The organism is Arthrobacter sp. 9MFCol3.1, from assembly GCF_000620385.1.
Taxonomy (GTDB): Bacteria; Actinomycetota; Actinomycetes; order Actinomycetales; family Micrococcaceae; genus Arthrobacter.
The window spans coordinates 400393-421898 of the sequence record NZ_JIBJ01000003.1; the positions used below are offsets into that span (position 1 = coordinate 400393).

Genomic DNA, 21506 nt, shown 5'->3' on the forward strand with positions numbered 1-21506 from the left:
GAAAAAGGTCGTTGGACAGGGCGCCGGGCCAGCTTCGGAGTGCGGTGGCCGGGCGCCCCGGGCTTGTGGGGTGCGGCGGACTTAGCGGCCGTAGACGTTCTGGTAGCGGGCGTAGAGCGAGTCGATCTGGTCGGGATCGATCGGCAGCGGATCGCCCAACTGGCGGGCGATGTGGACCGTCTTGGCCACTTCCTCGCACATGACAGCGGCTTTCACTGCCGAGCGGGCATCCTTGCCGATGGTGAAGGGCCCGTGGTTCTGCATGAGAACGGCCGGTGAATGGGAAACCTGCAGGGTCTCGACAATGCCGCGGCCGATCGAGTCGTCCCCGATCAGGGCGAACGGGCCCACCGGGATCGTCCCGCCGAACTCGTCCCCCATCATGGTCAGCACGCAGGGAATCGCCTCTCCCCGGGCAGCCCAGGCCGTGGCGTAGGTCGAGTGGGTGTGCACCACTCCCCCGACCTCCGGCATGTGCCGGTAGACGTAGGCGTGCGCCGCGGTGTCCGAGGACGGCGTGAGGTCCGGGTTGCCCCATTCGACGCTCTCGCCAGCGCCGGCAGTGCCACTACATAGGTTGCTCACCGGGGTGCCGTAGAGATCGGTGACCACCATGAGTTCCGGGGTCAGCTCGTCGTAGGAGACGCCCGAAGGCTTGATCACCATGAGGTCGTAGCCGGGGACGCGCGCGGAGACGTTCCCAGCCGTCCACACCACCAGCCCGTAGCGGGTCAGCTCGGAGTGCAGTCCGCAGACTTCCCGGCGGATCCGGGCGATGGACTCCAGCAGCGCGCTCATGCCGGCACTCCGTCGGCGAGGAGGGCCTTGCCGACGAGGGGCCGGACGGCACTGCGCTGGATCGCCTTAAGCCGGTGCATGACCTCGTTCGCTCCCCTGCCGAAGTAGTCGTGCAGGGTCCGGTACTCCTTGAAGAGTTCGTCGTAGGCGGCGACGTTCTCCGGGACCGGCGTGAAGACGGCGCCCGGCGCCGAGCCCATGGCGGCCGCAGCCGCCCTGACGTCCGGGTACTTTCCGGCCGCGACGGCAGCGTGGATGGCAGAACCCAGGGCCGGCCCCTGCGTCGATCCGATGGTGGAGAGCTGCAGACCCGTGACATCGGCGTAGATCTGCATCAGGAGCCTGTTCTTGACCAGCCCGCCGGCGACGATGAATTCCTTCACCGGCACCCCGGAGTCCCGGAAGGCGTCCACGATGGTGCGGGTGCCGAAGGCCGTGGCCTCCAGCAGCGCCCGGTAAATGTCCTCCGGACGGGTGGCCAGCGTCTGTCCCACAACCAGGCCGGAGAGTTCGTGATCTACCAGCACGGAGCGGTTTCCTGAGTGCCAGTCGAGCGCGATCAGGCCGTGTTGCCCGATCGCCTGGTTGGACGCGAGTTCGGTGAGATATTCGTGGATGTCCAGGCCGGCGGCAGCCGCGGCTTGGTGGTATGCCGGAGGGACGCCGTTCTTGGTAAACCAGCCGAAGATGTCCCCCACCCCGGACTGCCCGGCCTCATAGCCCCAGAGCCCGTCCACGATGCCGCCGTCGACGACGCCGCACATGCCGGGCACTTCCCGCAGCTCGGTCCCGTTCATGACGTGGCAGGTGGAGGTGCCCATGATGGCCACGAGCTGGCCCGGTTCCACGGCTTTGGCCGCCGGCGCGGTGACGTGCGCGTCCACGTTGCCGACCGCGACGGCGATCCCCTCTGGCAGCCCCGTCCACGCGGCGGCTTCAGCAGTCAAATAGCCGGCGGCGTCGCCGAGCCGGCCAATGGTGTGTTCCAGCTTGGTCGACACGAAGTCCTTGAACTGCGGGTTCAGCGCGGCGAGGAAGTCTTCGGACGGATAGCGGCCGTCCTGGTAGATGCCCTTGTAGCCCGCGGTGCAGGCATTGCGGACGTAGCTGCCGCACAGCTGCCAGACAATCCAGTCCGCGGCTTCCACCCAGCGGTCCATCGCAGCGTAGCTCTCCGGGTCCTCCTCGAGCAGCTGCAACCCCTTGGCGAACTCCCATTCCGAGGAGATCAGCCCGCCGTAGCGGGGCAGCCAGGACTCGCCCCGTTCAGCGGCCAGGGCGTTGATGCGGTCCGCCTGCGGCTGCGCGGCGTGGTGCCGCCACAGCTTCACATACGCGTGCGGCCTGTCCGCGAAGCCCTCCACTTCACTGAGTGGGGTGCCATCGGCCTTGACCGGAACCATGGTGCAGGCCGTGAAGTCCGTCGCGATCCCGACAACGGCGGAAGGATCGATGCCGGCGTCGGCGATCGCCGCGGGCACGGCCTGGCGCAGGACCTCCCGGTAGTCATCGGGCACCTGGAGCGCCCACTCGCCCGGAAGCCGGATGCCGGCGCCCGCCGTGTCCTCCGGAAGCTCGCCGGTGACCACAGCATGCGGGTAGTCGAAGACCCCGTTGCCCAGTTCCTTGCCGTCCCGGACCCGGACGACGACGGCCCGCCCGGAAAGCGTGCCGTAGTCCACGCCAATGACAAATTTTTCGGTTCCGTCCACTGAGACGTCCATGAATCCTCCAAGCAAAACACCCGTCGAATCCACGGGCTGAAATGAGTGTTAGCGCTAACAATATTTGCCGAAAAATGCCCTGAGCCCCGGTGGCGGTGCGAGGACTCCGTGGCCTCGCCCTGGGCTGGGCGCTGTCCGGGGTATCGGCCTCTGAGGGCAAAATTCGATGACACGAGACTAAATCGGGGAAGTCGTGCCGGCCGGGGTGCGCCTTACGCGCACCCCGGCCGGGCTACCCACCTAGGCTTTATAACCTGTGGGCGGCGTGAGTACGCCGCGCTCGATGAGTTTGGCGATGTTGCCGGCCCTGGTCGCGTCTTCCCGGGCGAGCCAGTCCTCGCCCGGGGGTGCCTCGAGGTACTGGTTCTTCGGGTAGATCGGGTTGTCGTAGATGACCCGATACTGCTCGGTGCGCAGGTCCTTGACCTGGTTGTACAGGCCGTTCGACACCCGGGCCCGGCGGAGCGCTTCGATGTCGATCGTCGTGCAGACGAACGAGTCACCCGAGGTCCAGCCCTGCTGCTTGGTCAGGATCTGGCCCCGGGGACCGACGATCATGGACTGGCCGCCGAACAGGTCCTGCATGCTCCCGTCCTCGCGGACCTCGGGTCCCAGGTTCGGGGCGACGACATACGCCGAGTTGAACATGGCGTGCGCACGGTTCTGCAGTTCCCACATGCCGTTCTGCACGGCCGGCTCGATCAGGGTGCCCCGGATAATGATCTCGGCGCCGTTCATCGCCAGGCCGCGCGGGACCTCGGGGTAGACACCTTCGTGGCAGATGGCGTACCCGATGTTGCCGATCTCCGTCTTCGCCACCGGGAAGATGGCGTCCATCGCGTTGCCGTTCCCCTTCTTTTCAATCCACTCGTCCCACACGTCGTGCGGGTTCATGTTGCCGAGCATGCCGCCCTCGTAGGCGTCACTGGTGGCCTTGTAGCGCTTGTAGATGATCTCGCCCTGCGGATCGATGATGAAGGCGACATTGAAGTGGCGGTCCGGGAAGTCCTCGTCCTTGACCATGTACAGCTCGGCGGCGATGTAGGTGTTGAGCTCCACGGCCTTCTTCGCCAGCTCGTCCGTCTCCGGACCAGGGATCGTCACGGCAAAGTGGCGCTCCTTCTCGCGGTTACCCGGCGTGTTGGCGATCATGCCCTGGATCGCCATTTCGGGCAGGACAACCAGCTTGACCGGAGAGCCCTCCCAGCGGCCGACCATCACCGCCGTGTCAATAAATTCATTGATTCGCTTGACGTTGGCAACGCCGTCGCCGGGATTCTTCACATTGATGGTCCGCGGCGAAACCGCAACGACTACAAATGGATCGACCATTGTTTTCTCTCTCTTCTCTTCTTTGAGTACCTGAGTTAGCGCTAACTCACGTTAGTCGGGTTTGGTAGGGATTTTCAAGACCTTGGTCTTGGCTTTTTGGGAAATGGGCAATGCCCTTTTAGCCACTCACGCCAAAGGGGCTGCTAAAAAGGCATGAGTGTGGGAAGTCAGAGCCGCCGGTGTTGGCCCTAGCTTCGTGGAGGGGCCGTGGTGTCGCGGAGTATCAGCCGCGGTTCCAGCAGAGGGATATCTCCCTCAGCCTCCTCTTTGATCATGGACAGTACGCGGCCTACAGCGATGTGGCCGATGGCTTCAAAATCAAGCCTTACGGTCGTTAGTGCCGGCCGAAAGTAGGGTGCTTCTTTGACGTCGTCAAATCCAACCACGCTGACATCGCCCGGCACGTCGCGCCCCGCCTCGTCCAGGGCCTTGATCACTCCCAGCGCGAAGGGGTCGTTGGCGGCAAAGATCGCCGTGACATCCTGCCTTGCGGCCAGTTCGCAGCCGACTCGGTACCCCTCGGCGGCGGACCAATCGGACGTTGCAAGTGGCGTCGGAACGAGACGTCCGGCCGCCCCCAGTTCCGCTGCCCATCCTTGGACCCGGGCGGATGTTGCCATCCACCCCGGCGGGCCTTGAACGTGCCACACTGTCTCGTGCCCGAGGTCCAGCAAGTGGCGGACCACCATCCGGGCTCCCTTTACTTCGTCAACGGAAACGCTATTCGGGCTCGGCTGCGATCCTTGCTGGAACGTCACCACGGGAACGCCGATGTCGAGGTCGTCGAGAACGGAGATTGCATCCAGGAGGGGCGCGAGCACGATCACGCCGTCAACGGTGTCCGAATTAATGGACTCGAAAGCAGCCCTGATATCTCTCCGTTCGAGGCTTGCCAGCGTGACTAAACGCGTCGCGTAGCCATGCTGCCGCGCTTCCTCGGAAATACCGTACAGGGCCACCGTTGGTCCGAGGACCGACAGTTCGAAGCTGACAACGCCGATGGTCATTGTGCGGTTGCTGGCCAGAGCGGCAGCCGCGGGATTTCGCCGGTACCGGAGCTGTTCGATTGCGTGCTGGACGCGTCGACGGATGTCGGGATCCACATTGGTTGCCCCCCGGACAACCCGTGACACCGTCTGCTGGGAGACGCCGGCGAGCCGGGCGACGTCGGACATCCGGGGAGCCTTCGACCTGGAAGCAAGCCGCTCCCCACGCCCGTTGGGGTTTCGGGCTTCTGAGGGCGCGGAAGTCGTGGACACACCTCCATTATCCCCGGCTATCCCCGACAGGCGCGGGAGCGCGACTCCGATCGGCGCGCCCCCGATCACGGGCGCCGGTACCTCAGGACTTCGGGATGCTGATCGTAAGGCCATTCCGCCGCCTCAATCATGTACTTACGGGTCGTGTAGCTGCCGTCCATGGTTGACGCCAGCGACGGGGGCCCGTCGAAGCCGATGACGCCCCAGCCGACCCGGTTCTCGTTACCGCCGTACACCGGGTCACCGTAAAACCCCTGACGGGTGTTGAGCACCAGCAGCGGGAAGAACTCGAGAAAGTCCTCGTTGACAGGTTGGTTGCCTGCCGGCGCGCCCCCGAGCCCCGCTTCGGAGTGCTCCAGTGAGAATGCGTTTGGCTTCGCCGCGCCCGATAGCGTCTCGAGCACGGCGTCCTGGTCCTCTTCCGAAAGCCCGAGGAACTCGACGTCAGCGCGCTCTTTCGCCAGGCGGTCCAACTCCACGACACCTTCGCGGTAAAACTCCCGGCGCTGCTTGATGCGCTCCCGCCACGCCGCCTCGTCGCGGCCCTCCATCCGGAGGAACCCGTTCCCGTCTGCAGCCGGGAAGATGAACTGCGTTCCCGCGAGCATCCGGTCAATGAAGCGCACCACCTTGGCCTCACGCGCGCCCGGGTGGTGGTCGGTGGGGATGATCCGCGCGGAGGCCGCCTCGATCGTATTCCACTCGTGCTCGGTGAAGAAGACCGGGCCGTCGACGTCCCGCGTTGAGATGGGCACCGTAGCCCATTCCGCCTGTCCCATGTGACATCTGTCCTTTCGTGTCCTGTGAAGTCTGAATTAGTTTTCGGACCAGCCATGGCGGTCAACCTGGAGGATGCGATCCGAGCACCGCCAGGCGTTCGCCATGATCGTCAGGGCCGGGTTGATACCGGTCGCGGTCGGGAAGAAGCTCGCGTCGAAAACGTAGAGGTTTGGTACCTCGTGCGAGCGGCACCAGCGGTCGACGACGGACGTTGCCGGGTCGTTGCCCATGCGCGCGGTGCCCAGTTCGTGGGAGGTGTTGCCCGTGATCCGCTCCATGTTGACCGGGATGACCTTTTTCGCGCCGGCGGCCTCGAGGATTTCCCCGTTTTTGGCGACCTGCCAGCGTTCCTGGGCGAAGTCGTTGGAGTGGGGCGTGTGGGTAATGCGGGCTACCGGCAGGCCCCAGGCGTCCTTGACGTTCGGGTCAAGATCGACGCGGTTGTCCTCGACCGGCAGATCGTGCAGCAGGACGCCGATCTTCATGCTGTGGTTGAAGAACTCGCGGTCTGCATCCTTCGCCGCCTGGCCCCAGGTAGGCCGGCCGGGGAAGCTCCAGTTCACCGGGTGGCCGATCATCGACGGGAAGATCAGCGACCCGAGAATGTGGCCGCGGCTCTCGTCCGTCTCGTAGAAGTCGAACGAACACAGGCTCATGTAGTGGCCCGCCCACCCGTACAGCGGGTCGCTGACCTCACGGTCAAACAAGCCAACCGAGAATGAGTACTGATGGAAGGTCGCGTTCTTGCCGACCATGCCGCTGCCGTTGCCGAGGCCGTCCGGGAAGAGCCCGGACTTGGACATGAGCAGCAGGCGCGGGGTCTCGATGCCGCCGCCACAGACGATCACGGCTTTCGCGTGCTGGACGAATTCGTCGCCGTCCTCGTCCTGGTAGCGGACACCGGTGGCCCGGCCGTCCTTGCCGACGAGTATCTCGCTGACATAGGAGTCGGAGCGGAGGTCATAGCGCCCGGTCGCGACCGCGTCCGGAATGAAGCTGATCAGGGTCGATGATTTGCCGCTGCCCGGGTCCGGGTACTGCTGCCAGAAGCCGTTCTCGCTGAAGGGCTGACGGCCCCGGTAGGGTTCGGTGACCATGCCCTGCGGCATCGGGAAGGTGCCATGGCCGAGCTTGGACATCGCGGTGGCAAAAGTCCGCCCGATCTGGCTCAGCGGCGACGGCTTAGTCGGGTAGCCGCGGCTGCGCCACGCCTCCCACTTGTTCGCCCCCGCCAGGCCCGAGGTGCCGAATTCCCACTCAACGCGCGTGTAGTACGGCTCCAGCTCGTCATAGGAGATTGGCCAGTCGACCAGGCTCGCACCCGGAACATCACCGTGCAGGCTGCGCAGCTTGAAATCGCTCTCGGCCATGCGCGGCACCATGCCACCCCAGTGGGTGGTGCCGCCGCCGACGACCTGCGGCGTGGCGGAGAAGTTAGTAATCTCCGCCTCGACCTTGTCGTTGGGGCGGTAGGTCCGGGGCTTGACCTTCGGGTCCTGCCAGATGAAGTTCCGGTTGAGGAACTTGAGCTCGTCTCCCGAGGCGTGCTCGGGCTTCAGCCATGGCCCCCGCTCGAGGCCCACCACCTTCAGGCCCGCTTCGGACAGCACCTTCGCAGCGGTTGCCCCGCCGGCGCCTGCGCCGACGATGACGACATCCACCGGCTCAGGCTGCTTCTTCCTACTCATTGCTTGGTTTCCTTTCGTGTATCTTGCTTCGCGCCCGGCGATCAGACCGTCGCGGCTTCAATGCCGTGCCGGCCCACGCGAGCAAGTGGCAGGAGCTGGTCCCAGAGTTCCTCAGGGATCTCATGGCTCAGGAGGCGGACTGTTTCTTCGACACGGCTCGGCTGGGACATTCCGACGATGGTGGACGCGACGCGCTCGTCGCGCACGGAGAACTGCAGGGCTGCAGCAGCGAGGGGCACACCGTGTTGGTCACACAACGCTTCCATGCGCAGGACCCGGTCGATTGTCGCCTGGTCGACGGATGCGTAGCAGTACCGCGGGACGGCCCGCGGCCCCTTCACCAGCATCCCACCGCCGAACGGGGCTGCGTTCACGAAGGCGACTCCGCGCCGGTCTGCTTCTTCCAGGAGCGGTTCGGCCGTCTGCTCGACGAGCGTGTAGCGGTTGTGGCTGATGACGGCGTCGAACGCGTCCGTCCCAAGGTACTTCAGCTCAAGGTCGATGGGACCTCCTGCTACGCCCAGGTACTGGATGACGCCCTGGTCGCGGAGGTCGATAAGGGCCTCCAACGGACCTCCCTTGGCCACTCCCTCCTCGAACGAAATCTTCTCGGGGTCGTGCAGGTAGACGAGCTGGAGCTTGTCCAGGCCGAGACGCTCGAGGCTCTCCTCGACGGACCGGCGCACGCGGTCGCCGGAGAAGTCTGTGGTGCCAGGAATCGGATCGACCTTCGTGGCGATCACGTAGCCCTCGGGGATGCCGCCGCGCTCGGCGATCGCCCGGCCGATTCGCTCTTCACTGGCGCCGCCGCCGTACTCGTTGGAAGTATCGATGAAGGTGAACGGCCCGTCGAAGACGCGGTGGATCGTGGCGACGGCGGTGTCCTCATCGACCTCGTAACCGTACTGGGCGGGGAAGCTCCCGAGCGCACTCGTGCCGACACAGATGTCTGAGACGGTCAGATCGGTGCGACCGAAGGGACGAATGGACATGAAATTCCTGCTTTCTGAGGCTGAATGAGCTAAAGATGGTTGGCGGACTAGGCCGGCTGGGTACGCCGGAAGTGTCTGGAGAAGAAACCGGAAATCCTCTGGACGCCGCCGGCGCTGGAGAGGAAGACGGCCAGGACGATCACGGCTCCCTTGATCACCAGCTGCGGCTCCGAGGAGATCCCAACGAGGTTCATGATGTTGATGATTGTGGTCAGGATGAACACGCCGATCACCGCGTTCAGGGGATCGCCCTTGCCTCCCATGAGGGAAGCTCCACCCACGACGACGGCCGCGATGGCGTCAAGTTCGTAGCCGACGCCGATGAGCGAGCTTCCTTGCCTCAGTTGGGCGGCTGCGACAAGCCCTGCGAGGCCAGCCAGCACCCCGGAGATGGTGTAGGTGAGGATCAGGTTCCGCGCGACGGGCAGACCCGAAAGCCTGGAGGCCTCAGGGTTGCCGCCGATTGCGTACAGCGAGCGGCCAAATGTCGTGTATTTCGCCACGAGCGCCGCGACCACGGCGACGATGATGAAAATCAGGACCGGGTTGCGGATGCCCAGGAAGCTGCCGCGGGAGAAGGCCTGAATGAACGGCTGATCGCGGATCTCGATCAGGCTAGTCGACTGGATAATGTAACTGAATCCCTTTACCGCGCTCATCATGGCCAGGGTCGCGATAAAGGGCGGGATGTTCAGCCAGACGACGAGGATGCCATTGATCACTCCGGCCATGGCGCAGCAGCCAAGCACGAACACAACGGAGACGCCAGCGGGCATTCCGGCCTGCAGTGTCAGTGCCGTGAGGACCGTGGACATGGCCAGGATCGACCCCACAGAGAGGTCGATGCCGCCCGTCAGGACGACGAAGTACTGGCCGATGGCGAGAATGACGATGATCGATGCGGCGGTGATGACGTTTTCGGCGTTACGGAACGTCAGGAAGTCGTCCGAGACGTAGTAGCCCACCACGATGATCGCGAGGAGCACCAGGATGAGGTAGCTCTTCGGCAGGGCGCGCAGGGCGCTCGCTCGCAGACGCGAGCCGATGCTCGCTGAGGGGGAGGAGGTGTCACTGCGTTGGGGCAATGGTGACAGGGTCCGGGACATAGTTGTTCTCCTGGTTAGAAAGTCTGGTGGATGGCGCCGTCAGGCGAAGCGTTCGAGAATGGCGTTGCCGGCGGGATCGATCTCGTCATGGTCAAGCTCTGCGACGACACGCCCCCGGGCCATCACGAGGACGCGGTCACACATCATCGCCTCCGTGATCTCCGAGCTCGCCACCACGACGGTTCCTCCGGCCTGCGCGAACTCGCGGATGAGCTCGTACATGTCTTCCTTGGCCCCGACGTCCACGCCGCGGGTGGGCTCGTCGCACACGAGGATGCGGGACTGGCGCACGAGCCACCGCGCCAGGATTGCCTTCTGCTGCGTCCCGCCGCTTAGCGTTTTCAGGGGTTGGGTTACCCCGGAGACCTTCATGCCGAGGCGGTCGACCATCTCGACGGCGACGCTGCGCTCCCGCCGTGACTGGATTACGCTCAGCCGGCTGAACTGCGGCAGGCTGGCCAGGGTGATGTTGCCGGCAACACCCATGTCCGGGATGAATCCCGCGGCCTTCCGGTCCTGCGGCAGCAGGCCGATGCCGCGGCGGATCGCGTCCCGTGGCGCACGGAAATCCACCGCCTGCCCGTCGACGCTCATCTCTCCGGAGGTGCGCTTCCGTGCACCGGCTATGAGGCCTGCCAGCTCGGACTGGCCGCTGCCGATGAGTCCGGAGAGACCGAGGACCTCGCCTTCGCGCAGCTCGAACGAGACTTTTTCCACGGACCCGTGCTCGGAGATGTCGCGGGTGGAGAGGATGACACGTTCGCCGGCGCCGGGGCCGAGGCGTGGCGAGCGTTCTCCGCGGAGCGCGGCGTCGGCAATGGACCCTTCGAGGCTCTTTCCCACCATCGCAGTGACGACGTCGGCCGGCTTGGATTCTGCTGTCTTCAGGTCCGCGGCATTTACACCGTCGCGCAGCACTGTTACGGCGTCACAGAGCGAGAACAGCTCGTCCATGCGGTGCGAAATATAGAGGAGCGTCACGCCTTGCTCCGAGAGGGACCGGAGGACCGTGAAGAGCCGCTCGACGTCGGGCATCGGCAACGTCGACGTGGGCTCGTCCAGCAGGAGAACCCGCGCGTCCTTGTGCAGCGCCTTCGCGAGTTCCACCGCTTGCTGCTCTGCGGTGGAGTAGCTGCCCACTGGGCGCCGCACGTCGAGGTCGAAGCCCACCCGGTCGAGGGCCGCTCGCGCTTTGTTCTGCATCTGCTGCCAGTCCACGGCCGCACCGCGGCGCAGTGGCAACTGGCCGAGGAAGATGTTCTCGGCCACGGACAGTGAGGGCACGAGCGAGAGTTCCTGGTAAATGGTGTGGATGCCAGCCTGCTGGGCATCCATCGGATCCCGGAAACGCTGGAGCTCGCCACCCAGGCGAATGCTCCCCGTGTCCGGGGACTCGGCGCCGGAGAGGATCTTGACCAAGGTGGACTTGCCGGCCCCGTTCTGCCCGGCAAGGGCATGGACTGAGCCGCGGCGGACGCTGAAGCTGACACCCTTCAGCGCCTTCACTCCGGGGTAGGACTTGGTGATGCCGTGGAGTTCGAGTTCTGGGGCACCTGACTGCGATTCCCCTGCCGTCCTGGTGGCAGGCGCCACCGGAACCGGGTTGTTGGCGGGCATAATTGTTCCTTATCTAGGACTTCGGGGCAGAGCGGGCCGGCTGCAGATCGCTTGTCGAGCCGGCGGACGTTAGTCCTTGGCGCGGACGTATGTGTCCGTGGGGACGTAGTACTTGGCCGCGTCGGCGGGCGTGACTACCGTCGTTTCGATGTAGTTTGTCTTGCCCGGGCACTGGGACTGGTCGCCCTTTGCCGCGGCGATCGCCATGCGCACGGCGGCAGCTCCCTGGTCCCACGGCTGGTTGGACGCGTCAGCCTGGAGCGGCCCCTTCGGGCTGTCCACCATTTCCTTGATGGCTCCCATGCCGCCGTCATAGCTGGCCATGATGATCCCGTCGCCCCAGAGACCAGCCTGCTGCAGGCCTTGGACTATGCCACCGTGCATGACATCGCTCATGCTGTAGACGACCTTGAGGTCTGGATTGGCGGTTGCGACGTCGCGGATAGGGGCCAGAGCCTTGTCCGGCTTCCACTCTCCGTACTTGGTATCAAGCTTCACTGTGGTCACACCGGGGTGCTTCTCCATTACACGGTTCCAGCCGGCCATGAAGCCGTTGAACCGGAGGTCGCTCAGCACATCTCCCGGGAAGCCTCCGATGCCGACTATCTTGATTTGCCCGCTGTCGCCGTACTTCTCGAGCGCCTTCTTTGCAGCAACCTCGCCGGCAAGCGAGCCGGTTTTCTCCTGGTCCTCCGCGACATAGCAGAACATGTCCGGAACAAGAGACTTATCAATGCTCGAGTTGACTGTCACAACCGGTATGCCCGCGTCCTTCAGCGCCTGAATCGAGGGGCCCACGCCCAACGGGTCATTCGGGTTCATAACGACGACGTCCACGCCCTTGGTGATCAGGGTCTGTACATCCGCGTTTTGCCGCACAGTGTCACCGTTGGCATCCAGCAGCTCGAGTCGCGCCCCGACCTTGCTGGCCTCGGCCTGGCCGCCCTCGACCAGGGTCTTCCACCAGTCACTGCCACTGATGCCGCGCTGGCTCCAGCCGATGACCAGCCCCTTGCCTGTTGCCTTCTCCCCCCCGTCTGCCGTTGCAGCGCCGCTCTTACACCCGGACAGCCCGAGTGAGGAGACCGTCAGGATCGAAGCGCACAGGGCAACCGTGGCGAGCCTTCTCCTTCGACGGATTCCAGTTGTAAACCTCCGCATATCAACACTCCCTTGTGTATGTGAGAGCCCCGCTTTCGGGGCCGTGTGAGCAAAGTTACACGCGAGTTAGCGCACTATCAAGAGCCTGCCGAAAATTTGTTCAAGATTAGCTACGTTCTGGTGCTCAGTATCCAAGTTGGCCTAGAATCAGGGCGCGATCTCATTAATTCCGACGCTGAAGCGAAAATGCAGATCAGTGAGTTATCGCTAACTCAGCAAGGATTCCAGACACGAGTGTCATCGAAACGTCGGGGCAAGTGAGCGCCCGGCCTGTCCGGTGCGGCGGATCCCGTCCAGAGTCCGGTGTTTAGTGAGCATCAGCATGGTCGCTTTGGAGCGGATGTAGTCCAAGGCCCGCTCCTGCGCGCCCACGACGGGGCTGCGACGAAGGCTCACCGTATCCGGGACGGTGCTGCCCCGGGGTGGCCAATGAGAACCAGCAGTTGCTGGGTCTAGCCTCAATTCAAAATTTTACGGGTGGCCACGTTGGGAGACGACGGCATGGAGGTCGATTTCGTGCAGACGTGGATGATACATCGGCCATTCTGTGCACAAAGGAGCGTACAGCCGTTCCGGGCAGGAGCAGCCTTGTTAGCTTGGCAGAGACCGCGGGGGACCTGTCAGATCGCGCACCCCGCGGGCAGGGCCGTTTTCCAAATCGCGCCTTGGCGGTCACTCACTCTATTCGTAAAGGTCTCAACCATGCGCACTATTTCCCGTGTACCCATTATTGCTGCCGTATCGGCAGCCCTCGTCGGCTCCGTCGCCCTGCCGGCGTCTGCCGCGCCGACGGCGGACAGCACAGTCACCGTCGAGGTCCCCGTCGGCACCCTCTCCATCTCGGCGCCTGCCACCGCCGCTCTCGGAACTGTGACTCCTGGTGCCAGCGCCTCCGTCGGCCTGACCGGCGTACAGATCACCGACGACAGGGCAGGCGTGACCGGATGGTCCGCACAGGTCGCCCTGACCGACTTCGTAGGCGTTAATGCGGCCAACGTCATCCCCGCAACGACAGCCACCTACACCCCCGAGGCGGCGACCGTTACCGGAACCGCGACGGTGGCGGAAACCCCCGCGTCGGACCTGTCCACGGCCAAGACGGTCCAGACAGCGACAGCAGTGTCCGGGAACAACACCGCGACCTGGAACGCGAACCTGAGCGTCCTCGCCCCGGCCGGCGCGCTGGCTGACACCTACACGGCCACGCTGACCCACTCGTCGCTCTAAGCGACTCGGTCGAACATCACCTTCCCGGGTCGGAAAACTGCCTGTACCCGGGAAGGCGATGCCCACAGCCACAACTCCCTGAGCCCTACAATCAAGCAGAGGCAATTCTTGCGTTCCCTGATGTTCTTGTTCGCGATGATCCTGCTGGCTTCCCCGGTGGCTCCGGCCGCGGCCGCCGGCCCTGACACCACCGCGCCTGCGCCGCCTCAGCCGGAAGCCATCGGGATCCGCCTGCTGGACATCCCGGCCAGCGTCCAGAACGATCCCCGGGCACGCACCTACATCGTCGATAGAATCGCACCCGGCACCGAGATCAATCGCCGGGTCCGGGTGGAGAACAACACCGGCACCCCGCAGACCATCCGTATCTACCCCGGAGCGGCACACATCGACACCGGTGCCTTCATCGGCGATGACGCCTCGGTCACGAACGACCTCACCACTTGGACCCGGCTAGCCCAGCCGCAGGTTTACCTAGCCCCCGGCAGCCATGCAGAGGTTATGGCCTCGATCGCGGTCCCGGCAGACGCGCCGGAAGGTGAACAGTACGGGGCCATCTGGGCCGAGGTACGCAGCCCCGCAGACAGGGGCGGCGTCGTGCAGGCCAACAGGGTCGGCGTCCGCATCTACCTCTCCGTCGGGCCCGGAAACGGCAAACCTGCCGATTTCACCGTCACCTCCGTGACCGCCGGACGCAGCAAGGACGGATCCCCCCAGCTAAGCGCCCTGATCACGAACACCGGCGGCCGGGCCCTCGACATCACCGGTGAACTCAGCCTGACCGCCGGACCCGGAGGCCTTTCCGCCGGACCTTTCAGCGTCCCGAAAGCAGCGACCGTCGCACCCGGCAATGCCCAGACCGTCGTCTTCACCCCTCCGCGAATACTCCCCAACGGCCCCTGGACGGCTCAGATCAAACTCAAGAGCGGCCTTCTCGAACGCGAAGCCACCGCGACCGTCACGTTCCCCGAAGCGGGCCCCGGCAAACCCGTCGCTCCGGTCAACGACGACGGCACGCAATGGGTGCTCCTGGTCGCAGTAGCGGCCGGACTCTTCATCGCCCTCCTGGCAGCAGTCTGGCTGGTACTGTACCGGCAGCGTCGCAGTCGTGCTGCGGCTGCGTTGCCCCGCACCCGAGCCAGCAAGCACGTTCGGGATCATTCCGGCATGGTCGAGTAAACCACAGTTCAGATGGGGCTTCTGCCCTTCCGCCGGCCTTCGACAGGTCCTCCGTCGAGCCGATGGCATTCAGGCCGGTCATTACCAGGATGAGCAACACGCCCAGCGCCTTCGCCCAAGACGGGTTGCCGGCAGCCACCACTGAACTGCCGGCGATGAGGAACGACAGCCAGACAGCCGAACCAGCGACGGCACCGGCTGCGCCGAGGAGGGCGAAGATCCCCGCACCCATGTCCTCAATTCCCCCTGAGAACCTTGCCGCCGACCTCTCATGCGAAGTATGCGGCCTCCTGCCCGAACCCCGAAGACGCGATTGACGGCGGCCAACGTCGCCGCGATGCTGCCTCCACGGATGGGGCGTCAAGTATGCTGCCCTCAGCGGTGAACTGCCGCCAATCCACCCTTGAACCGTGCGCTATCTGCCAGAGGCGCCGTTCTCCGCGGACTCCATGAAGTTGTGGTCGATGACGGTGATGCTTTCAGCGACCACCGTGGCGAGCAGCAGTCCATAATGAGTGCCAGCTGCTCCTTGTGCCCACTTTCCCCGAACGGGCTAGGCCACCGCCTGCAGGGCTGCAGCGATGGGCTGGCTGCCGTCGCGGAACCCGATAGTCCGGCCGATTGCGGCGGGCAGCTCCAGGACGGCCGCAGCGACGAGGGCGACGTTGGCGCGGGCGGTTTCGGCAGCCTGCCAGGGTTCGTTGACGTGGACGTCTATCAGGCCGCTGCCCGGCTTTTCCGTGAGCGCGCCGGGACCGAGGATAGTCCAGTCTAGGCTGGTGCCGCGCAGGTAGGAGTCAGCGGCGGCCTTGGCCTCCGCGTAGTGGAAGAAGGGGTTGTCCCGGGGCACTCCGTGGTCCGGTCCGGCTCCAAGATAGGACACCATGACGTAGCGGCCGACGCCGGACTGGGCAGCAGCGTCCATCGAGCGGATCGCGGCGTCACGGTCGACGGCGTAGGTCCTCCCGGGGTTTCCGCCGCCAGCACCGGCCGACCATACGACGGCGTCGTGACCCGAGAGCGTCTCGGCGATTTCCGCCGTCGTCGCATTTTCCACGTCCAGGACAACTGGGGTGGCGCCGGTTGCCGCGACTTCGGACGCATGTTCGGGGTTGCGGAAGATGGCGGTGACCTCCTGCCCGTCCGCAGCCAAGACTTTAGAGAGTTCCCTAGCCACTTTTCCGTGGCCGCCGATGATTGCGATTCGGGTCATAGACCCATTCTGTCCCACGTCCCGGCAGCCAGGCACCCTTTGCGCTCTCAGAATCGGCGGCGTTCCCGGGGCAAAGTCAGGGAGTCGGAGCAACGCCTGGGTTTAAGCCGCCGCTTGCAGCGGCTTGTTCAGCCGGTTGGCCGGGGTCTGCAGTCACGCCGGGCAGAACCCGCCAACAAGTCGCGCACGGTCATGCGCCTACCCGGGTAAGTAGCCATGAACAGAAGAGACATCAATGAGTGCAAGCCAGCCAAGGCAACCCACTCCCCCAGCCAGCGTCACGTCATGCATTTAGCGGCCCTCCCAGTCATAAACGCGTAACCAGCGACACCCCTACCCAAACACGAGAGGAGGCAACGACCACCAACAAAAATGGGCCCCCGCAGGGGCCCATAAGGGAGATTTGTACACATTCAGTGGCCCATAAGCCCCTGAATAGGGAAAACACGTGCCCGAGGTGGGACTCGAACTGCATTCCCGGCTCTTGCAAACACTGGGAAGTCCAGGAAACATGCGGAATCCGAGCCGGTCCGGCCGATGCACGACCCGATCCGCGGCCAAATCTGTTAACATTGTCAACACCCCGAATGAGAGATTTGAGCAAACACGAGGCGACTGCCGCGCTCCCCATTCAGGGTGCGCGGCAGTTTCGTGTTCTACGCCCAGGAGTCTTCCGGACTGGATTTCCGGCCAACCGGATCTTACCGCCCCGGCCCCCAGCGTGGATGGGAACCTGGCTAGTGGCTGTAGGGGTTCAGCGTGGTGATCCACCAGTCCGAGACGTGTTCGGCAGCGTCGCTCAACTCAAGAGCCTTTCCACGATTCACCCGGCACAGGTGTCGTGACCATCGCCTGACATCAGCCGGTCGGAGCATCCAAGCGTCGCCGAGCGCTATTGAGAGACGACTGAGTTTACCTACCCTAGGGGCGGGAGCGATGGATCAAGACCGGAGACTCTGCGGCAGGTCGCATACACTTTCGAGCGTTCAAGTGACACCTTCCCGCGGTGTGCCTCGGCGGGAAGAAACACGACGGCCATTAGCCTGAGACCATGATCTCCCGCTACAACCTGAAGTGCCCCGGATGCGAGGACGTTTTCATCGCGCGGCTGGGTGTAGAACCGACCAGGGCAACTCGCTTCTATCTTCCCTGTCCGCATTGCCGCCTGCCGATCCGAGGCGCAATGTCAGGCTCCGAGCTTGAAAACCATCGGATCAACATCGAATGCGAAGTGTTGTATGGCTCTGACCCAGAGCCTCCGGGCGCGCTCATTGTGACCATCAACCCGTTCGTGCCATCTCTCTACGAAGCCAACTCGTTTGCTCCAACTGGAGCTTTCCCGACAATGACCCTTATTCAGATCCTCGGCCATGACGCCTTCATTGAATTTGAATCCGAACGACACCAAGCACTCGACGCCGGTCAATCCTTGTGGCCCAAGGTCCGCATGCTCTTCCAGTACTACCTTCAGGGCAACGCACAGATGTTTACTCGCATCGCTACCCAGCAATTCGGCCTCGACTGGAAGCCAAGCAAAGCTCATCAGCGGACGAGTATCGCCTACCAGGTTCTGGGCACAGTCGCGACAACGATCGCGGGCAGCACCGGGAATTCTAGCGCGAGAGTTATCGCCCGCTTCGCGAAAAAGCACAGCGCAGCGATGGGCCGGCACCAAGATCACCTCCTGGCGTTCCGGCAGCGAGGTCAGTCCGCCGCTGCACTTGAGCGGGACGTGTTCACTGAGCTCAATCGTTTCGTCGAGCAACACGAGTCCTGGGAGATGGGATTACTCGTCAGGTTTATCGGACCACAAGAGCAGCAAGCGTTCGACGAACTGGTGCTCTACCGCGACGAATTTTCGACGATAAGAGATCTCTATCAGCAGGGATTCGAGCTGGCCTGCAAGTGTCTTTGGCCGCTCGTAGCCGCGCAGAACACTGTGAAACGTAACAATCCGGACGACTTTGGCCAGGATCGCCCCAAGATCGTGCCCGAAAATAAACACCCCAAGAGCCTCGCGAAGTTCGACAAGCTGCCCAATGCCTACAAGCTCGCGTACGTCTCGCAGGTTCCAGGCTGGGAATCGCTCGGTGAGTTGCTCAATAGTCGCCATCGCAACACGATCGGACACGCGACAGCGCACCACGACCTGCAGACAGGCCGTGTAACCAGCGATGTGGATCCGTCCGGGATGACCTATCTCGAGTTCCTCGGTGAGACATTTGGGGTCTTCGAGGCGCTTTCGACCCTCGCGCAGGTACTCCGGGCTGGCCGTGTAGCTTCCTCGCCGGATTTCGGGTTTGGGCAATGATGAACTTATAGAGCCGTTGACATTGCGCAGCTATTTGAGAACCGGCAGTGCGCCACGGTTCTCGGCAGAAAGCCCTGAGCGCTGTGGCTTGGCCACTATGTAACTAGTGCAGACTCCCACCGAACGCCAGCACGGTCGGAGTACAACGGGTTATCCAGCGGCCGCAGCACGTTTCGTAATAGGCAATTATCCGAGGCTCTCGAAAACCATCTTTGCCTGGATGCGATCACCGTCGAGACCCTTGCTGCCCGTGCTCGCGGTGGTTACGCCGTGGGGCCGGTAGCCCTTCGCGGCCTGATCGTTGATGGTTTTCTCCGCGGAGCACGCGAGTCAGGAGAACCAAGAACCGCGTCGATATCCCGCCTTTCGGTAGAGGATTCGCTGTAGACGCGCGGGCTATAAAGGGCACCTCCGACATCAGCGGGTATGAGGTGCCCTGATGCAGGGGCCGCAAGGGCGCTTCAGCGCCTGCGGCCGTCCCTTGGTATGGCGCCCGTCGGCAGAGGCGTTGTAGATCTCAAAACGCGAAAACGTCAAGAAAGTCAAGCTTTGTCAACAGCGAAAAGCTAAAAAGCCTCTGACCTGCAGAAACACTGTGCCCGAGGTGGGACTCGAACTGCATTCCAGTCCTTGCGAACGCTGGGGACCCGAGGAAACATGCGGAATCCGGCCCGATCAGGCATTGATCCGACCCCATCCGACACCGAAAGCGTTGACACTGTCAACACCTCCGCCTTTACCTCTCGTTCAGCTTTCCCGCCCCCTTACGCATCCATATGTGCCGGGTGCGTCACGGACGAAAGCCGCGCTCCAGCGATAACAACTGACGAGTGAAAAAGACCCGTCGGCTGAGGGAAAATGACGCCGGCCCGTCGTCGCGGCGGGCCGGAGTCCTGGGGGTGGATTCGGGTCAGCCGATCTTCGTCCACACGTCGCACCGCTGGGATTCGAAACCCTCTCCGGCGTACACGGTCACGGTGACCCCGTTGGGCGCGAACCCGACGAAGTTGTTGGCGATGATGTCGCCTCCGCCGGTGCTTCGGGCCCAGTAGCAGTCTTTGACGCCGGGTTTGGTGCGGTACGTGCCGGGTTCCATGTCTTTGCCGACGACGTTAGTGCCGTCGCCGACCTTGATGGTGGTCGCCACCTGGCGCAGGAGCTCAGCGTGGGGCGCATCCGGGCACAGGGCCAGGGCGCCGTATGCGTCGGCGCGGGTCGCTGACGGCCGGCCGCCGACACGATCGGCGTAGTCGACCGGTGGCTTGGCGCACAGCTCCAGTGCGGTGCCGAAGTCGCCCGCCGGGCTGTCGTAGGTGCCGCCACCGTGCGCAACGACGACGTCCGCCACGGCCCGTTCGTTGGGCAGCAGCGACTTCGCGCCGTAGGCGGCCTCGCCGTCGATCTCTACTCTGCAGGTCCTGCTGGTCTTGTACTCGGGGGCGGCCCAGACCTGTTTGAGGGTCTTGTAGATGCCCTGGGTTCCAGCGGAAGTCGAGTAGGTGTCGCTGCAGTCGAAGGTGTAGCGTGCGGCCAGCTTCTCCGCAGCGGCCGCTTCCTGTGCCTTGGCGTCGAACATTTTGGCGGCCTCCGTCGCCTGGGCCTGGGCCTTCTGGTCCGCCTCCGCCGCCTCAGCCTCGGTGACGCTGACGGTCACGTCAATGTCCGCTTTGTCGGTGACGGAGCCTGCGGCGGGGTCGGTTGAGACGATCGTGACGTTGTCGGGGAGGTAGCCGAGCCATTTGTTGCCGTCCTTGCCGAAGAGGTTGACGACAAAGTCTTTCAAGTCGGAGTTTCGAGCCTCGACCAGTTCCTTGCCGATCACGTCCGGGACCGTCCGGGAGTTCTTCGCCGCAGCGGCATCGCCGGAGGAGGCCGCTTGCTGCGCCCCTCCCCCGCAGGCCGTCAGGGCTGCGACGAGCAGGGCTGCCAGGACGGCAGAGATGTGGCGTTTCATGTCCCCCAATTTCAGTGGTTCCGGATGCGATGATGGCGTTCCCGATGGTGGCCGGGGTGCGGATAACCCCAACCATATGTGCCGGCAGCGTCATGAAGGAAAACCGGGCGATTTCCGTGTAGATCAGCCAAGATCCCGGCGCCCCTCACCGTAGGGTTGGTCAGCCGATCTTTGTCCAGAGGCCGATATCCTGGGCGACGCCGTTCGCGTCCTTCGTTGAAAAATGCAGCCTGAGGCTGTTATCCGTTCCGTATTTGATTTCGATTGTTCCGGCGCTCATGTATATCTATAGAGTAAAACAAAAAATGCACTTTATGACATAGCCATTAAAGACGGGTGGTCAACGGGCGCAAATCGCGATACTTCCCAAATCTCAGATACTCCCAGACGCAGCAGTTAGCTACTTCCCTCACCTGCAGGGCCGTCGTCAGGCTCAATAGTCGATTCAATGATCTCGACGTGGCTCGAACCCAACTTATCCAATAGCCGAAGGCGCTCTCTCTGAATCCTCTCGTTCAGCTCGAGTCTCTGGCTCTCACTAAGTTCAGCACTGGCGCGCCGATTGAACAAGGACTCGAGATCGTCGAGTGTTTTAGATACATACGTATGCCGTCTCATTATGTTCTTGTCAGCAGCTGCTTGCTCCTCAGCTCGGTTCATCTCTTCCTGATGCCTATTCGCTTCCCGCCGCCTAGCGCGATCAATCGGATCGATCCAAACCCTCAAGGCCTCGATAGCCTTACTGAAACCTGCCAGTTGCAAGGTAAACGAATTACCCGACACTAGCCGCTCTACTCGCAGGAGATCTTCTTCACGGATGACAGATCTGAAGGCCGAGTTTTGGTCCCAGAGGGAATGGTTCTCCAAGTCATCAAAAAAAGCATAGAGACCAGCCGGCGAAATCTTCGAATAATCAGGGTCATTTATCTTTGAAACGATCAAGGCGATATTATAGCTATACTCACAATTCGACAGCACTTCACCGACCCATTCCACGGTCGTAAAGGTCTTACCAGAAAGGCGTAGAGTTACATACTCAATGTCATCAGCGGCCATTTGCAATCTCCTCAGATCCCCTGACCAAGTACGGATCAGGCTACAGCAAACGCTCGTTTGGCACACCAGGACCACCAATCAGCAGATGTTACCAACCAACCTGCTAACT

General features: G+C 63.3%; 16 protein-coding genes. 3 read left to right on the forward strand and 13 right to left on the reverse strand.

Features of this window, described 5'->3' with window-relative positions; translation table 11 throughout:
• Positions 1-81 precede the first annotated feature (81 nt).
• The 10 genes from C560_RS0101865 to C560_RS0101910 all read right to left on the reverse strand — a co-directional run bounded on the left by C560_RS0101865 (position 82) and on the right by C560_RS0101910 (position 12457).
• Entirely contained in the window at positions 82-798 is a 717-nt protein-coding gene (locus tag C560_RS0101865) for an L-ribulose-5-phosphate 4-epimerase (protein ID WP_026536919.1), read from the reverse strand.
• The gene (gene araB / locus C560_RS0101870) at positions 795-2522 is read right to left on the reverse strand and encodes a ribulokinase (protein ID WP_026536920.1); all 1728 of its coding nucleotides are present in this window, start codon (positions 2520-2522) and stop codon (positions 795-797) included. The genes C560_RS0101865 and araB overlap by 4 nt, the downstream gene beginning before the upstream one ends.
• 240 nt (positions 2523-2762) lie before the next feature.
• Positions 2763-3854: a nitrilase-related carbon-nitrogen hydrolase gene (locus tag C560_RS0101875; RefSeq protein ID WP_026536921.1), complete on the reverse strand. Its 1092-nt coding sequence runs from the start codon at positions 3852-3854 to the stop codon at positions 2763-2765.
• 188 nt (positions 3855-4042) lie between these two features.
• Entirely contained in the window at positions 4043-5029 is a 987-nt protein-coding gene (locus C560_RS0101880; protein WP_026536922.1) for a LacI family DNA-binding transcriptional regulator, read from the reverse strand.
• 149 nt (positions 5030-5178) lie between these two features.
• Positions 5179-5892, reverse strand: a complete 714-nt coding sequence (locus C560_RS0101885; RefSeq protein WP_026536923.1) for a gluconate 2-dehydrogenase subunit 3 family protein — start codon at positions 5890-5892, stop codon at positions 5179-5181.
• Positions 5893-5928: 36 nt separating this feature from the next.
• Complete coding sequence (locus tag C560_RS0101890) at positions 5929-7581, reverse strand: GMC family oxidoreductase (RefSeq protein WP_026536924.1); 1653 nt, start codon at positions 7579-7581, stop codon at positions 5929-5931.
• A 41-nt stretch (positions 7582-7622) separates the two neighbouring features.
• Entirely contained in the window at positions 7623-8573 is a 951-nt protein-coding gene (locus tag C560_RS0101895) for an aldo/keto reductase (protein ID WP_026536925.1), read from the reverse strand.
• 47 nt (positions 8574-8620) lie between these two features.
• Positions 8621-9658: an ABC transporter permease gene (locus C560_RS0101900; RefSeq protein WP_231494231.1), complete on the reverse strand. Its 1038-nt coding sequence runs from the start codon at positions 9656-9658 to the stop codon at positions 8621-8623.
• A gap of 60 nt (positions 9659-9718) precedes the next feature.
• Entirely contained in the window at positions 9719-11296 is a 1578-nt protein-coding gene (locus C560_RS0101905; RefSeq protein WP_026536927.1) for a sugar ABC transporter ATP-binding protein, read from the reverse strand.
• Positions 11297-11365: 69 nt separating this feature from the next.
• Positions 11366-12457 (reverse strand): sugar ABC transporter substrate-binding protein, encoded by a 1092-nt coding sequence (locus C560_RS0101910; RefSeq protein WP_026536928.1) that lies wholly within the window; start codon positions 12455-12457, stop codon positions 11366-11368.
• A 702-nt stretch (positions 12458-13159) separates the two neighbouring features.
• On the opposite strand from C560_RS0101910, the gene C560_RS0101915 reads away from it, so the two are divergent.
• On the forward strand, positions 13160-13684 hold the full coding sequence (locus C560_RS0101915) for a hypothetical protein (RefSeq protein WP_051532949.1): 525 nt from the start codon (positions 13160-13162) through the stop codon (positions 13682-13684).
• Between the two features lie 120 nt (positions 13685-13804).
• A complete protein-coding gene (locus C560_RS0101920; RefSeq protein ID WP_231494233.1) occupies positions 13805-14863 on the forward strand; it encodes a DUF916 domain-containing protein in 1059 nt (352 codons plus the stop codon).
• A gap of 553 nt (positions 14864-15416) precedes the next feature.
• On the opposite strand, the gene C560_RS0101925 is transcribed toward C560_RS0101920, so the two are convergent.
• On the reverse strand, positions 15417-16076 hold the full coding sequence (locus C560_RS0101925) for an SDR family oxidoreductase (RefSeq protein ID WP_026536931.1): 660 nt from the start codon (positions 16074-16076) through the stop codon (positions 15417-15419).
• A gap of 1051 nt (positions 16077-17127) precedes the next feature.
• Here C560_RS0101925 and C560_RS0101930 point away from each other — a divergent pair.
• Positions 17128-18387 carry a hypothetical protein gene (locus C560_RS0101930; protein WP_155855708.1) on the forward strand — a complete coding sequence of 420 codons (1260 nt, stop codon included), beginning with the start codon at positions 17128-17130 and terminating at the stop codon, positions 18385-18387.
• Between the two features lie 910 nt (positions 18388-19297).
• Here the strand turns inward: C560_RS0101930 and C560_RS22555 are convergent.
• Positions 19298-20341, reverse strand: a complete 1044-nt coding sequence (locus tag C560_RS22555) for a PASTA domain-containing protein (RefSeq protein ID WP_051532950.1) — start codon at positions 20339-20341, stop codon at positions 19298-19300.
• Positions 20342-20737: 396 nt separating this feature from the next.
• Complete coding sequence (locus tag C560_RS0101950; protein WP_026536933.1) at positions 20738-21397, reverse strand: hypothetical protein; 660 nt, start codon at positions 21395-21397, stop codon at positions 20738-20740.
• Between the last annotated feature and the right edge of the window lie 109 nt (positions 21398-21506).

Excerpts from the sequence above, each read along its gene's own strand:
- C560_RS0101910 (WP_026536928.1), bottom strand. The coding sequence starts at position 12,457 with ATGCGGAGGTTTACAACTGGAATCCGTCGAAGGAGAAGGCTCGCCACG.
- C560_RS0101875 (WP_026536921.1), bottom strand. The coding sequence starts at position 3,854 with ATGGTCGATCCATTTGTAGTCGTTGCGGTTTCGCCGCGGACCATCAAT.
- C560_RS0101905 (WP_026536927.1), bottom strand. The coding sequence starts at position 11,296 with ATGCCCGCCAACAACCCGGTTCCGGTGGCGCCTGCCACCAGGACGGCA.
- C560_RS0101890 (WP_026536924.1), bottom strand. The coding sequence starts at position 7,581 with ATGAGTAGGAAGAAGCAGCCTGAGCCGGTGGATGTCGTCATCGTCGGC.
- C560_RS0101920 (WP_231494233.1), top strand. The coding sequence starts at position 13,805 with ATGTTCTTGTTCGCGATGATCCTGCTGGCTTCCCCGGTGGCTCCGGCC.
- C560_RS0101950 (WP_026536933.1), bottom strand. The coding sequence starts at position 21,397 with ATGGCCGCTGATGACATTGAGTATGTAACTCTACGCCTTTCTGGTAAG.
- C560_RS0101865 (WP_026536919.1), bottom strand. The coding sequence starts at position 798 with ATGAGCGCGCTGCTGGAGTCCATCGCCCGGATCCGCCGGGAAGTCTGC.
- C560_RS0101915 (WP_051532949.1), top strand. The coding sequence starts at position 13,160 with ATGCGCACTATTTCCCGTGTACCCATTATTGCTGCCGTATCGGCAGCC.
- C560_RS0101880 (WP_026536922.1), bottom strand. The coding sequence starts at position 5,029 with ATGTCCGACGTCGCCCGGCTCGCCGGCGTCTCCCAGCAGACGGTGTCA.
- C560_RS0101925 (WP_026536931.1), bottom strand. The coding sequence starts at position 16,076 with ATGACCCGAATCGCAATCATCGGCGGCCACGGAAAAGTGGCTAGGGAA.
- araB (WP_026536920.1), bottom strand. The coding sequence starts at position 2,522 with ATGGACGTCTCAGTGGACGGAACCGAAAAATTTGTCATTGGCGTGGAC.
- C560_RS0101895 (WP_026536925.1), bottom strand. The coding sequence starts at position 8,573 with ATGTCCATTCGTCCCTTCGGTCGCACCGATCTGACCGTCTCAGACATC.
- C560_RS0101930 (WP_155855708.1), top strand. The coding sequence starts at position 17,128 with ATGATCTCCCGCTACAACCTGAAGTGCCCCGGATGCGAGGACGTTTTC.
- C560_RS0101885 (WP_026536923.1), bottom strand. The coding sequence starts at position 5,892 with ATGGGACAGGCGGAATGGGCTACGGTGCCCATCTCAACGCGGGACGTC.
- C560_RS22555 (WP_051532950.1), bottom strand. The coding sequence starts at position 20,341 with ATGAAACGCCACATCTCTGCCGTCCTGGCAGCCCTGCTCGTCGCAGCC.